Genomic DNA, 13,531 nt, shown 5'->3' with positions numbered 1-13,531 from the left:
GCGCCATGGAGACAAAGTGGTGGGGAAATATATGAGGTTGGCGAGATGTACTTTTTTTGTATTCTAAATTCTTCTTTAAGGGTAGGTAAGATAAGGCTTACAAAGTATTTACCGCTATTTTCTAGAATTTAAAAGCAAAGTGATTCAGATGAGATTGCGTGAAATATAATATCTGTGCCACCGTGCACACAATTACATTAAGAAGTATTTACACTATTCGCTGTAATATCTTTAGTTGGCAATGCTAACGCAATGAGCAAACGCTGATGCATGAATACAAATCGAACGTGAATATAAATTGAAAAAATGCCTTTAGTTTCTTTCAGCAAGCCTAGCGTCGACGCTTTTAAGCCAGACCTTATACAAGCTATCTGAATTGGCGTATTGCTTGAACACGGCTTTTAGTTCTTTTGAATGTCGAAGGGCGGCAAGTGCTTGATTGATGTGGTTGAGCTTATCTACTGCCGCGCTATTGTTGCTTAACGCTAAAGTATGGACCCCGCTGGGGTGGAACTCTTCACTGACTTGTTTCATGCACTTGGGCGTTGCGGCCTTGTTGTAATTGACACAGTAGTAATTAATTATGCTAGTGCCAAAGAATAGGTAATCTAATCTGTTTCCTTTCAACATGTCATAAAGCTGCGGGCGACGAACCGTAGAATAGATATTTTTAAAACCTAACTCTTTAGCCAGCGTTTCTTGAAGGGAACTTGCAGACACACCTATAGTGCTGTTCTCTAAATCTATGTCGTCAAAATGAGTAACAGGATTGTTAGGCTGGGTGAATATCGCCGAACCTTCAGCGATAAGAGGTAGCGAAAAAGAAGCCCATTTTTCTCGCTCAGCAGTCTTTAGTGCACCAAAAATCATGTCCACTTTGCCGTCTTTAACTCGCTTCATAGACGCTCGCCACGAAGATGGCTGAAGCTCAAGCTGGTATTTAGCATGTCGCGCTGCTAGCTCAAAAAGCTTCCAAGAAAGACCGTAGGATTCAGACGCTTCTACATACTGCTTATGATCTTCAAATACCGTAATGCTCACGGTATTATTTGCAAATGCGGGTAGTGCACTTGCTAATAAACTGACTAGCAACAGTAACAGTAAAGACCATGACAGTCGGCTTTTAAGGCGGCACATTAAAGGTTTCAAAACTGGTTCACTACAACATTCTCTTCTGACACGCTAGCATTGTGTAGAAACTGAGCCTGCATTGCAATATGACCAAGCCAGAACGTATCTAAAGTATAAGCGTTCTTCAATCTAAGCGCTTTTAAATTAAGCACTTCAGTTGTGCACTCCTGTAACTTCCGCTTAATCGGAGCTCAATGTTTATAAACAGTAAGAACCATAGTGTGTGCATGTATGCACCAAAATTTACCAGCAGTTAAAGTCAATTAGTGATGAACGTGAGTAATATTGACCTTTTTGTTTAACGTTTTAAGACGTGAAACAAGCTGAGAAAGTTCTTCCACCGAACCTGAGTAGTTTATCTTCTTGTTCATTTGCTTACCTTTCACCGCCGTGTGAAATAAAGCCTCGCTTTCAAAACATGCTGTTTTTCTATCAAGTGTGTTCCACTCTTTTTGCAAATCGGTGGGGATAGAGTGACGTTTAGCGTACAACTTGTCTTTAATTTGCAACACTTTTCCGATCAATACTTGTGCGTCAGTTGGCATAATTGTTTCTCCTTAAGCTATCAAACACGAATGAGGTATTGCCCCTTTTTTATGAAGAATAAGTTCTTCAAAAGCATGTGTATCAAGAGCACGGTTGGTGCTGATACACGTACTCATCCGTTAACCTTCATCTAATAATCTGTATTAATAAATGCGTTATTACTCTCTAAGACGTTGCATCATCAATGCCAATTTGCAATTACAACGTGTAAATGCGCGTTAGTTGCAAAGCAACATCGTTAATGGATAATAAACACAAGTAAGCTACTTGTAAGAGAAGGGTTTTGAAGTGCTCTTTAGCTTTTTGGCTTGGCAATAGCAAAAATGAGGGGTCCAAATAAGCAGGTTAAGCAAGATAGCCGTTACTAAACTAAAAATGACCGAAGCCGGCGTTAAGGGAATAGAAGGGCGAAAGTTATCGACTACTTTTTTTAACGTCGAAAACTGTTCTGGGCTGGCCATATAGGTCAACTTTTCAAAGTAGTGACCATACTCAAGGGTGCGCATGCCTTGCTCTAAAGACTCAATCATTGAAAAGCGCTGAGCTTTTTGCGAGGCGTTATCTCTTACTAGGGCCTCATCATTTTGTTGGAGGCTGTCGAGCATGGCTTCAACCGATGAAAAGCCATGCTGCTTTGCTAACTCAGAAGACAAGGTGACTTCATCTCGTATAGCATCGTAATAGCCATTGAGGTACTGCCTGTAATGGTCGGCAAGAATGGGCACTTGTAGCGTAATAATAAATAAAACAGCAAAAACAACTTTATCTAAAACGCGCGTGATCATTAGTTAACCTCAAATTTAATACAAATATAAGCGATTTGCTTGGCATCCAAACCAGCAAATATGTATTTAACAAAGCATGCATTAACGCTAAAGACTCCTACTACCGCAGCAGGTGCGCTACTTACTCACTACACTACTGACTCGCTGTGCGTAAAACTTAGCGCATGTCTTTATCGTAGTGCGTGGTAGTTGAACTTCCACATTTTGGAAGCACTAAATCTTTGTAGCCTTCACATTAGTTACTACTTCACCTTAGTTACACTTTGCCTTAAAAGGTGTCGCTATTTAAAGAAGTCATAGATAGCGTGAGTCAATCTACTTAGCTGCTCTGAACTTATTATGTATGGAGGCATAATGTATACCAATTTACCGAAGGGTCTTATCCATACACCGTGTTTCACAAAATGACGCTGTATTTCTGCCACGTTAACGGGCTGCACTGCCTCAACTACGCCAATAGCGCCCAGCACGCGCACGTCCGCTACACTTGGTAAGTCTGCACATTTTGCTAATTCGCTCTGTAATTGTTTCTCAATAGCCGGTATCTGCTGCTGCCAATGGTTTTCATTAATAATAGATAGGCTTGCATTCGCTACAGCACAGGCAAGCGGATTGCCCATGTAGGTAGGCCCGTGCATGAACACTCCCGGCGAACCTTGGCAAACTCCCAATGCCACATCTTCAGTGCATATCGTTGCCGCCATGGTTAAATAGCCACCGGTTAAGGCTTTGCCTAAGCACATAATGTCTGGCGTAATACCCGCGTGCTCACAGGCGAAGAGCTTCCCTGTGCGTCCAAAACCAGTTGCAATCTCATCGCAAATAAGGAGTACATCATAGGTATCGCACAACTGGCGACAGCGCTTCAAATATTCAGGATGGTACATACGCATACCGCCAGCTCCCTGAACAATAGGCTCTAATATCAGCGCTGCCATTTGGTGGTGATTCTTTTCGAACAATTCTTCTAAAACAAGAATGTCGTCTTCGCTAAAGGTTTGACCGTAACGAGTCTGAGGGGCGGGCGCGAAAAATTGCTTGCTCAACACGCTTTCAAACAAGCTATGCATGCCGTTAACCGGATCGCACACACTCATGGCTGCAAACGTATCACCATGGTAGCCATTACGGGGGGCAACAATTCGCGACTTTTCGGGTCGCCCTTGGCAGGCCCAATACTGAATGGCCATTTTAATTGCCACCTCAACAGATACCGAACCTGAATCGGCGAGAAAAACCCGTTCTAACCCTGCTGGAACCATTTTTAGCAGGGTTCTACATACATCCACTGCTGGCTGGTGGGTAATGCCACCAAACATGACATGGGAAAAAGCATCTACCTGATCGTGAGCCGCTTTATTTAACACAGGATGATTGTAGCCGTGTATTGCGGCCCACCAGCTCGACATACCGTCGACAAGAACTTCACCAGTAGAGAGCGTTAGTTCAGCGCCATTAGCCCCAGTGACTTCGTAGCAGGGCAGTGGATTAACGGCAGACGTATAAGGATGCCAAATATGCTGTTTATCAAATTCTATATTGTTCAAAATTTAACCGTTAGTAAATATTTTGGAATGGTCAGAGTTGACAACTTTGTAATGACGCATAGACTAAGCCAGCATTCTTAATTAGTAAAGGACAGTCCATGACACTGGCTTCAGCGCAAAATGCGCAAACGACAACAATTCGTAACGATTGGTCGAAAGACGAAGTAACCGCTTTGTTTGAAATGCCATTTAACGATTTACTCTTTCAAGCACAGGTCGTGCATAGACAGCATTTTAATCCCAATGAAGTTCAGGTGAGCACGCTATTGTCGATTAAAACCGGTGCATGCCCGGAAGATTGTAAATATTGTCCGCAGAGCGCGCGCTACGACACTGGTCTTGAAAAAGAACGTCTTTTAGAAATCGAAAAAGTGATAGAGCGCGCTAAAGAAGCAAAGCAAGTGGGCTCTACACGTTTTTGCATGGGAGCCGCATGGCGCAACCCTCGCGACCGCGACATGCCTTATATTGTAAGCATGATTGAAGAGGTGAAAAAGCTGGGTCTTGAAACCTGCATGACCCTTGGCATGCTTACCCGAGACCAAGCGGTTGCACTCAAACAAGCAGGGTTAGACTATTACAATCACAACCTTGATACCTCGCCAGAGTATTACGGCGATATTATTACTACACGCACCTATGAAGACCGCCTGAATACCCTAGAAAATGTCAGAGAAGCAGGCATGAACGTATGTTCTGGCGGCATTGTTGGTATGGGAGAAACAGCAGCAGACAGAGCAAGTATGCTTGTGCAGCTAGCCAACCTGCCTGAGCAGCCGCAAAGTGTTCCGATTAATATGTTGGTTAAAGTAAAAGGGACACCTTTAGACAGCGTTGAAGATTTAGACTACTTCGAGTTTATTCGCACTATCGCTGTGGCGCGAATTATGATGCCTAAGTCTCACGTTCGTTTATCGGCAGGTCGAGAGGCAATGAACGAACAGATGCAAGCCATGTGCTTTATGGCAGGGGCTAACTCTATATTTTATGGTTGTAAGCTGTTGACTACGTCTAACCCGGATACACACGAAGACGTTATGCTGTTTAAAAAGCTGGGCATCAACACGGAAAGAACCCGCGACTTTTCTGACGAAGCCCATCAACAAGTGCTGGAAGAAGAAATTGCACAGCAAGCTGAGGGTGATGCTGACGCACTTTTTTACGATGCTAGTAAGCCAAAAGCTGCTAAAGCCTCTTTGAAAAACGAATCGAATACAGCAGAGGCCTGATGTCCTTTTCTTGGTTAGAAGATGCACTCACTCAGCGGGCCCAGGCGGGCTTGCTACGTCAACGCGTGTGTCAGCAGTACGAAAAAGACAACGTTATATGTATTAACGGTGACCACTATCTCAACTTTTCCAGCAACGATTACCTTGGTATGCGCCAGCATGAAGGGGTGCTGCAAAGCTGGGTAGAAGGGCTTGCCCAATTTGGTGGCGGGAGCGGTGCATCACCGCTTGTTACGGGTCATACACAGGCTCACCTCGCGCTAGAGGCCACCCTTGCTGACGGGCTAAATCGTGAAGCGGCATTGTTATTTAGCTCTGGCTTTGCCGCGAACCAAGCCGTGTGTACAGCGCTTTTTGGCCAAGGCTCCCCAAACGCGTCGGCAGCGCAATCGTCGGCTATTTTTGCCGATAAACTCATGCATGCTTCCTTTCTTGAAGGGGCTATGTCGCTTAAAAAGACGGTCTCGCTTCGCCGGTTTCGACATAATAATGTGGAACACTTAGCATCTTTGCTGTCTGCCCGTGAGTCGTTACACACTGATGCGCTGATCGCCAGCGAGGGTGTGTTTAGTATGGATGGCGACCGAGCGCCTGTAAAAGAGATAGCTGCATTAGCTGAGCAACACCGCGCTTGGTTTATGCTCGATGACGCCCATGGCATGGGCGTTTATGGAGACAACGGGTTTGGTACAGTTGAGGAACTACAGCTAAGTCAAAGCCAAGTACCTATTGTAATGGGAACCTTTGGCAAAGCCATTGGAACAGGCGGGGCATTTATTGCGGGTAGCCAAACACTGATTGATTATTTAGTTAATTTCTCAAAACATTATGTTTATTCAACGGCCATGCCGCCTGCGCAAGCAGTTGCCACCTTGTATTCGCTCACTCATATTGGCACTGACACCTCTCGCCGAGACCAGCTTGGGGCAAATATTGAATATTTCAGAGTGCGGTTTGCCCAAGAGTTTGGAGAAGACTGCGTTGCCCAAAACGCAGCGGCCGTTGGCGACCTCTCTTTGGTAGGCTCTAAAAGCGCAATTCAGCCTGTTATTGTGGGTTGCCCTAAGCGAGCTGTAGCCTTGAGTGATGCGTTAAAAGAGCGAGGGATGTGGGTTAGCGCTATTCGCCAACCCACGGTGCCGAAAAATGAAGATAGACTGCGTATTACTCTAACCGCCACTCATACCGAACAAGACATCGATATGTTAGTCGACGCGCTCGCTTTGGCGAATGGGGCCATATCGTGAATGAGTTTTGCGCTCAAGCAGCGAACGCATTGGCTAAGGAGGCCGGCGCAGTGGCTCAGGAGAAAGGCTTGGATAGGCCAAGCCCACTACAGAACGCTGGTAAAAGTCCAAATATAAGCTCAGACATAAGCGCAGACATAAACGCAGGCATAAGCCCAAAAATAACCGAAAAAGCAGTCGCAGAGCGCTTTTCCAAGGCAGCCCCACGTTACGATAAGCTCGCGGCTATTCAACACACCATTGCGCAGCAAGGGTTAGAAAACTTACCTGCCCAACTTGTAGGCAATGCCCTAGATATTGGATGTGGGACGGGTGTACACACCCAATCTCTCAACGCACGTGGCTTACATGGCGTTGGTGTTGATATTGCACAAGGGATGCTAGCGTTAGCGGGTACTAACTATCCGAATCTAACTTTTAAACTGGGCAGTGCTCAAGCGCTACCTATAGCAAGTAACAGCATTGATGTTGTCTATTCATCTATGGCATTGCAGTGGGCCAATTGCTTACATAGCGTCGCTGAAGAAGTGCACCGGGTACTAAAACGTGATGCCATCGCAGAATTGGCCATTATGGTATCGGGTTCATTTGAAGAGCTAACGCACGCGCGTAAATTAGCTCAGCTTCCTACGGCAATTACTCCATTGCCCACTGCCGATGGTTGGAATTGCGCATTTCGCGGCGCAGGGCTGGCCGTAAAGCGAGTGATTACACGAAACTATGTGGATAGCCACAGCGACATTATGTCTTTATTACGCTCTGTTAAAGGCGTAGGGGCAGGAGAGACAGGCAAGCAACAAAAGGTGCTTAGTCGTCAGGATATTAAAAAATTAAGTATGGCTTATCACAATATTCATGGCGAAGCCGGGCGGCTTCCGCTTACCTATCGCGTGTGTCATTTTAGATTGGAAAAAAATGCATGAAACAATACTTCATCACCGGTACAGACACCGAAGTAGGCAAAACCTACGTTACATGCCAGCTTCTTGAAGCAGCGTCACAATTAGGGCACAAGGCGATTGGTTATAAGCCAATAAGCGCTGGATGCGACCTTATTAATGGTGAATGGGTAAACGAAGATGCCGCCTCTATCCAGAAATCTAACAGCATTGATTTACCTATTAGCGAAATAAACCCCATTGCGCTTACACCGCCCATCGCTCCGCATATTGCGGCCGTTGAGGCGGACGTGTTATTAAGCGATGAAAAAATAATAAAGGGGCTGGGAAGCCTGCAAACTTATAAACCAGATTTATTATTAATGGAGGGGGCAGGTGGCTGGCGTTTACCGCTGAATGTGGGCGATGAAACCAAGCCAACCCGGTTCTTATCTGATGTGGTGGCATCCATTGGTATGGACGTAATTTTAGTGGTTGGCATGCGCTTGGGGTGTTTAAATCACGCTTTACTTACTGCTGAAGCAATTAGAGGTGACGGGCTTAATATCGCTGGCTGGGTAGCCAACGATATTACTGGCAATATGACCCGCTATAGCGATAATTTAGCGTCGTTAAAAGCAATGCTGCCAGAGCCGTTGTTAGCCGAAATCCCCTTCGGCCAACAACCAAGAGACGACAGATTAGCCCTCGCTATTGAGCAACTCTGTTAAATCAGCACCAGGAGCAATGGGCGATTTTTCATTTCCCAAAAATACATAACCTTCTTTATCTCCCGCTAGCGCAAGCTTACTGTCTGTCAGCGTAAGCGCAGTTCCTTCGCGTATTGCTACTACGGGGGTAGTGGGGTTCAGTGCTGTAAATTCGAAAAGCCGTTGGTCACGGGTTTCACCGTTATGGCCCTCTGGCTGATAGTCGGTATAGTGCGGATTTAACTGGAAGGGGACAATGTTCAGTGCTTCAAAGCTAGGCGGCTCAATAATAGGCATGTCGTTGGTGGTTCTAATTGATTGACCGCAAATGTTAGAGCCTGCACTCCAGCCAATATAGGGAGTTGCATCTGCGATGGCATGCTTGATGGGCACCATTAACGCACCGGCATACAAGGTTGAGAGTAGGTGAAAGGTATTTCCTCCACCAACCACAATGCTTTGGCCGTTTTCTTTGGCATGATGAATGGCAGATACTGGGTCTTCTACAGTGTGTAATCCAGTGACATTGCACTCTGGCAGAGCCTCGGCGACTTTATTAACGTATTCATCGTAGGTGCCGGTGACGGCAGCGTAAGGAACGAATAGGAGGTCGCGAATATCTCCTAAGTGTGCAAGAATATGAGGCCTTGCATGTTCAAGGTATGCCTCGTCACCTTGACGAGAACTACTAAGCATTAGTGCATGTGCGGTCATACAAACTCCACAAAATCATAGATATAAATTTACGCTGGCTAACGTAAGGTCAATTACTGCAAGAGTACGCTAAATTGCCGTTAAAGTTTAGTGCGGCGAACTTTATGTTGCTGTGGTGTTCGTATCGATAGTCTTACGTAGGTTAAAGGAACGTAAATGAAGCAATCCACATCGGTTTTATTTGTCTGTTTAGGGAATATTTGTCGTTCTCCTACAGCAGAAGCAGTTTTTAAGCATAAAGCGGCAGAAGCGGGATTAGATCTCTTCATCGATTCTGCAGGCACCCATGGCTATCATATCGGCAACCCACCGGATAAGCGTTCTCAGGCGGCGGGTGTAGAGCGAGGTTACAGTTTTAAAGGGTTGAAGTGTCGTCGAGTCCACGAAAGTGACTTTGAAAAATTTGATTATATATTGGCGATGGACGAGAGCAACCTGGGTAACTTACACGGCATGTGTCCTGCTCAATATCACGAGAAAGTAAGTCTGTTTCTCGATTTTTGCGATGAAGATGAAAAAGAAGTGCCGGATCCCTATTACGGTGGCAAACGAGGGTTTGAGTTAGTGCTCGACCTCATTGAGTCGGCCTCTGACGGCTTAATTACACACATAAAAAACGCCTCCAGTAACGCAGTGTAATAACAAGGCCAGCACACGTTGATAAATCCTAAAGCAACGGTTATTGCAGTTGCATCATTATTTGGTGTTGCGTTAGCGAGTGTGCTCGCTGTCGTGGCGTTTTCAGATTCACCGAACGCGCTTAAGCTGCATATTTTATATCAACTGCAGCTGCCTCTTGTGCTGACTGCCACCTTGGTGGGAGCTGCGTTATCGGTGAGCGGAGCGACCTTGCAGGTCGTACTTAGAAATCCACTAGCCGATCCAGGGATTGTCGGTATTACAAGTGGCGCTAGCCTTGTGGCGGCTTTGCTTTTGCTCATAACGCCACAATGGGCCCAAGCATATCTTCACTATCTACTACCATTAGGGTGTTTTATCGGGGCACTGGCAACCACCTTCACTATCTATAAACTCGCCAGAAAACTACTTGGGTCTTCTACTGCGGTTATCTTATCAGGTATTGCTATTTCAACCTTAAGCGGGGCAATTATTGCCTGGCTTTATTTATTTAGCGATGCCAATTCACTTAGAAATCTTACCTTCTGGTTAATGGGCAGTTTATATCAAACCAGCTGGCCAATATTGCTTGTGGGTGGCCCACTAATTATTGCAGCTCTGTGGTACCAGTTCGCTAGTGCAGGCAGTTACAACAGGCTATATGCAGGTGATGTAGCGGCGACAAGCAGTGGTGTAGATGTGCATCAGCTCACAGAGCGAAGTTTAATCGCCTGCGCCATAGCCGTTGGAGCCGCCGTGTCGATGGCGGGCTCTATTGCCTTTGTTGGGCTGTTAATACCACACATTCTTCGTTTACTGATTGGACACAATAATAAGTTTCTTCTGCCACTGTGCGCTTTAGCCGGGGCAACCCTGCTGCTGCTTGTTGCACTGTGCTCAGAGCTTACAAGAGCAATCACTCTGCCCGTGTCGATGATCACCGCTACCCTTGGCGGGCCGCTGCTTATATGGGCGTTGTTAAAAGGTCAGCTTCGATGAGTACGGTGCTTCATTTAACCAATATTAGTCTCACCAACCGCTTACATGTTGGTTCCCTGCATGCTGTAAAAGGGGAGTGCATACACCTTCTTGGCCCCAACGGTGCGGGAAAAAGTTCGTTGATGGCGGTTATAGCCGGTCTTATTACTCCAGAGCAAGGGGAAGTGGTGCTATGCGATAAAGCACTAGGCGCTTGGTCACTTGCTGAGTTAGCGTCTCTGAGAACCATGTTGTCGCAACAGCTGGAGTCGAACTTTGCCTTACGTGTGGGTGAGTACTTATCGTTTTATGCTCACAGTCATCGCGATAATCTTCTTATTCCGGTTATGCTGGAACGTGCGCTTGAAGTCGAGTTATTTCTCGACAAGCCCCTTACGCATCTCTCTGGAGGGGAGCGGCAGCGAGTAGAGATTTGTCGGGCACTGCTACAAATTTGGCCTCAACTGGAAGTCGGGGAAGGCATTGCTATTCTCGATGAACCCCTGCAAGGGCTAGACATTCGACATCAATACGCTGTTGCTACACTGGCCCAAGCGCTATGCGCTAAAGGCAACACTATTATTATGAGCTCTCATGATATTGCTTTAAGTGCTAACTACAGCACGTCGCTGTGGCTTATGAATAAGGGGCATGTTGTTGCTAGCGGTGCGCCGCATTCAGTGGCGACTCAACATAATTTAGAGCACGTATTTGAGTGTCATTTTCTAATAAGCAAGAAGAAAAACTTTCTAGAAATTCAAGTTTGCGCGCCTATCACCCTCCCATAAGTATGTTAAAATATACACAGATTATTTTTTAGCGTCCGTAAGCATGCTCCTATATGCATAGTTTTACGCTGACGTATTTTCAGGAGAGTACCGGTGAGTGAATGGAAAGTAGATAGCTGGAGGCAGAAACCTATACTGCAGCAGCCAGAATATGAAGACAGTGCCTTGTTAAGCAATGTTGAACAGACTCTTAGTACTTATCCTCCATTAGTGTTCGCTGCTGAGGCCAGAGAGCTTCGACGTCAGCTTGGCGAAGTGAGCCTAGGAAAAGGGTTTTTATTACAGGGCGGGGATTGCGCGGAGTCGTTTGACGAATTCAACGCACCTAAAATTCGCGATACGTTTAAAGTGCTTTTGCAAATGGCGATAGTGCTTACATTTGCGGGGCGTTGCCCAGTAACCAAAGTTGCTCGCATGGCCGGCCAATATGCTAAGCCTCGCTCTTCAAATTTTGAAACGCGAGACGGCATCACACTGCCAAGCTATCGCGGTGACATCATCAACAATTTTGAGTTTACTGAAGCGGCTCGTCGTCCAGATCCTAACCGTTTGCTAGAGGCGTATCATCGCAGTTCTTCTACATTGAATTTGTTGCGTGCTTTTGCACAGGGCGGTTTAGCAGACCTTCACGAGGTAAATCGCTGGAATATGGCATTTGTTGAAAATAGTCCGCTGAAAGAGCGCTATTCTGATATGGCCACGCGTATCCAAGATTCCTTAGAGTTTATGGACGTTATTGGAATTAATGCTAATTCAAGTTCTACGCTGCATGAAACCTCGCTGTTTACGTCTCACGAGGCGCTGCTGCTTAACTATGAGCAAGCGCTGACTCGCACTGACACGCTAACTGGAAAGCCTTACGATTGCTCGGCGCACATGGTATGGATAGGTGAAAGAACGCGCCAGCTTGACCATGCGCACATTGAATTTTTCCGCGGCATTCACAATCCTATTGGGGTAAAAGTAGGGCCAAGTATGGAAGAAGACGAACTAATTCGTCTCATCGATACATTAAACCCGTTAAACGATCCGGGTCGTTTAACACTGATAACGCGAATGGGAGCTGACAACCTTGCCGATAACCTTCCGCGCCTATTGCGCAGAGTGAAAAATGAAGGTCGTCATGTTGTATGGAGTTCAGACCCCATGCACGGCAATACGTTCTCTGCGTCTTCTGGCTACAAGACTCGTAATTTCGACGCCATATTGCGCGAAATTAAGCAGTTTTTCCAAGCGCATGAAGCAGAAGGTACTCATGCTGGTGGTATTCATTTAGAAATGACGGGTCAGCATGTAACAGAATGCACGGGCGGCGCTTACGAGATAAGTGACGAAGACTTAGCCCAAGCGTATAAAACCCAATGCGACCCTCGCTTAAATGCGGATCAGGTGTTGGAAATGGCGTTTTTAGTGGCTGATCATTTGCGCAACGCTTAAGCTTCAACGTTAAAATCATGGCTTATAAAGTTTAAGCTAGTGGTTAAAGCTATGCCGCAAATCAAAAAAGGCGCTCATATTTACATTCAGATGTAATACGAGCGCTTTTTTTAGTTTTACTTTCTTGTATAGCTTGCCAGACCTTCCCGAAGGGCGAGTTTAAAATGTCCGTACGCTTTGTTGTGTCACCTTGATGTAAAACCAATGCACCTGCGGTAACACGTCGCGATTACAAATATCTTAAATCTCGCTGAGTGGGTTATATCTATGCGGACTGGTATAAGCGCTATGCTATTCGCTTGTCAGCACATGCTGGCGTTCTTCCTCGCTTAACACGCCTGTAAATATGGTTTCTCTTCTCAGGTTTGCCGTGCGCTCGTCATCAGCAAGCAGTAAAGACTTAAATAGCTCAGGGTCGTTGACGGTTTCTAAAATACTGCTCCACAGCATATAACTGCCATAACGCATGAGCCTATTGTTGTAGCGCTGCTCTAAGGTTTCGCGTACGCCATCAAGTAAGTCAGGGTTATTGAGTACCTTTGTTGCCATGGCCTCGTGTATTTTTAAAATGCGGGCGTTGACTTCACCTCGCCTCTGTTTACGGGGTCTTACGGACATAGTGTTTGTTCATCGTGCTCGTTTATTCATAGGGCGTGGTATGGACTCTTTGGATATAAGCCTTATATAAAAGCTGTGTGTAAATGCCTTAATCATCATAAAGAAGAGGCTCGACAACAGATTCAAGACCATTCAATTTAATTTCGTACATTAGAGCAAGTTGCTGTCCCAATTTACCGCTAGGGAACCCTTGCTTGTTAAACCAAACCAAGTACGTTTCGGGGAGATGAAACAATCGTCTTCCCGCGTATTTACCGAACGGCATGGTTTGGTTTATTGCTTCTTTTATACTTTCCGAATCCATG

At 45.8% G+C, this 13,531-nt stretch carries 15 protein-coding genes; 8 read left to right on the top strand and 7 right to left on the bottom strand.

Translation table 11 applies throughout. The features are described from left to right. Nucleotides 1-312 precede the first annotated feature (312 nt). The 4 genes from JV36_RS0113040 to bioA all read right to left on the bottom strand — a co-directional run bounded on the left by JV36_RS0113040 (nucleotide 313) and on the right by bioA (nucleotide 4,009). Nucleotides 313-1,149 carry a substrate-binding periplasmic protein gene (locus tag JV36_RS0113040; protein WP_152561538.1) on the bottom strand — a complete coding sequence of 279 codons (837 nt, stop codon included), beginning with the start codon at nucleotides 1,147-1,149 and terminating at the stop codon, nucleotides 313-315. A 245-nt stretch (nucleotides 1,150-1,394) separates the two neighbouring features. Beyond that, a complete protein-coding gene (locus tag JV36_RS0113035) occupies nucleotides 1,395-1,676 on the bottom strand; it encodes a hypothetical protein (RefSeq protein ID WP_032096068.1) in 282 nt (93 codons plus the stop codon). 264 nt (nucleotides 1,677-1,940) lie between these two features. Next, a complete protein-coding gene (locus tag JV36_RS0113030; protein WP_032096069.1) occupies nucleotides 1,941-2,462 on the bottom strand; it encodes a DUF2937 family protein in 522 nt (173 codons plus the stop codon). Nucleotides 2,463-2,743: 281 nt separating this feature from the next. After that, the gene (gene bioA / locus JV36_RS0113025) at nucleotides 2,744-4,009 is read right to left on the bottom strand and encodes an adenosylmethionine--8-amino-7-oxononanoate transaminase (RefSeq protein ID WP_032096070.1); all 1,266 of its coding nucleotides are present in this window, start codon (nucleotides 4,007-4,009) and stop codon (nucleotides 2,744-2,746) included. Nucleotides 4,010-4,107: 98 nt separating this feature from the next. On the opposite strand from bioA, the gene bioB reads away from it, so the two are divergent. Genes bioB through bioD form a run of 4 tightly spaced genes read left to right on the top strand, consistent with a single transcriptional unit; the run spans nucleotide 4,108 to nucleotide 8,094 of the window. Next, nucleotides 4,108-5,238 carry a biotin synthase BioB gene (bioB, locus tag JV36_RS0113020; protein ID WP_032096071.1) on the top strand — a complete coding sequence of 377 codons (1,131 nt, stop codon included), beginning with the start codon at nucleotides 4,108-4,110 and terminating at the stop codon, nucleotides 5,236-5,238. Next, a complete protein-coding gene (locus JV36_RS0113015; RefSeq protein ID WP_032096072.1) occupies nucleotides 5,238-6,485 on the top strand; it encodes an aminotransferase class I/II-fold pyridoxal phosphate-dependent enzyme in 1,248 nt (415 codons plus the stop codon). The genes bioB and JV36_RS0113015 overlap by 1 nt, the downstream gene beginning before the upstream one ends. After that, entirely contained in the window at nucleotides 6,482-7,408 is a 927-nt protein-coding gene (locus JV36_RS0113010) for a methyltransferase domain-containing protein (protein WP_052010170.1), read from the top strand. Before JV36_RS0113015 ends, JV36_RS0113010 begins: the two co-directional genes overlap by 4 nt. Next, nucleotides 7,405-8,094 carry a dethiobiotin synthase gene (gene bioD, locus JV36_RS0113005; protein WP_032096073.1) on the top strand — a complete coding sequence of 230 codons (690 nt, stop codon included), beginning with the start codon at nucleotides 7,405-7,407 and terminating at the stop codon, nucleotides 8,092-8,094. The genes JV36_RS0113010 and bioD overlap by 4 nt, the downstream gene beginning before the upstream one ends. Here the strand turns inward: bioD and pepE are convergent. Continuing rightward, nucleotides 8,065-8,787, bottom strand: coding sequence for a dipeptidase PepE (gene pepE / locus JV36_RS0113000; RefSeq protein WP_032096074.1), 723 nt, complete (start codon nucleotides 8,785-8,787; stop codon nucleotides 8,065-8,067). The genes bioD and pepE overlap by 30 nt on opposite strands. A gap of 156 nt (nucleotides 8,788-8,943) precedes the next feature. Here pepE and JV36_RS0112995 point away from each other — a divergent pair, with 156 nt between their 5' ends. The 4 genes from JV36_RS0112995 (at nucleotide 8,944) to JV36_RS0112980 (ending at nucleotide 12,608) form a co-directional block, all read left to right on the top strand. Continuing rightward, nucleotides 8,944-9,426: a low molecular weight protein-tyrosine-phosphatase gene (locus JV36_RS0112995; protein WP_032096075.1), complete on the top strand. Its 483-nt coding sequence runs from the start codon at nucleotides 8,944-8,946 to the stop codon at nucleotides 9,424-9,426. Between the two features lie 21 nt (nucleotides 9,427-9,447). Further along, nucleotides 9,448-10,404, top strand: a complete 957-nt coding sequence (locus JV36_RS0112990) for a FecCD family ABC transporter permease (protein WP_052010172.1) — start codon at nucleotides 9,448-9,450, stop codon at nucleotides 10,402-10,404. Further along, nucleotides 10,401-11,171 (top strand): ATP-binding cassette domain-containing protein, encoded by a 771-nt coding sequence (locus JV36_RS0112985; RefSeq protein WP_032096076.1) that lies wholly within the window; start codon nucleotides 10,401-10,403, stop codon nucleotides 11,169-11,171. Before JV36_RS0112990 ends, JV36_RS0112985 begins: the two co-directional genes overlap by 4 nt. Nucleotides 11,172-11,264: 93 nt before the next feature. Further along, on the top strand, nucleotides 11,265-12,608 hold the full coding sequence (locus JV36_RS0112980) for a class II 3-deoxy-7-phosphoheptulonate synthase (protein WP_032096077.1): 1,344 nt from the start codon (nucleotides 11,265-11,267) through the stop codon (nucleotides 12,606-12,608). 291 nt (nucleotides 12,609-12,899) lie between these two features. Here the strand turns inward: JV36_RS0112980 and JV36_RS0112975 are convergent, their stop codons facing one another. Beyond that, nucleotides 12,900-13,226 (bottom strand): hypothetical protein, encoded by a 327-nt coding sequence (locus tag JV36_RS0112975; protein ID WP_032096078.1) that lies wholly within the window; start codon nucleotides 13,224-13,226, stop codon nucleotides 12,900-12,902. Between the two features lie 88 nt (nucleotides 13,227-13,314). Further along, a complete protein-coding gene (locus JV36_RS0112970; RefSeq protein WP_032096079.1) occupies nucleotides 13,315-13,530 on the bottom strand; it encodes a DUF3820 family protein in 216 nt (71 codons plus the stop codon). Between the last annotated feature and the right edge of the window lies 1 nt (nucleotide 13,531).

The sequence above is a fragment of the Alteromonas sp. LOR genome, from assembly GCF_000753865.1.
Taxonomy (GTDB): Bacteria; Pseudomonadota; Gammaproteobacteria; order Enterobacterales; family Alteromonadaceae; genus Alteromonas.
Note: the sequence above shows the minus strand (reverse complement) of the source record. Positions and strands in the feature narration are given on the sequence as shown.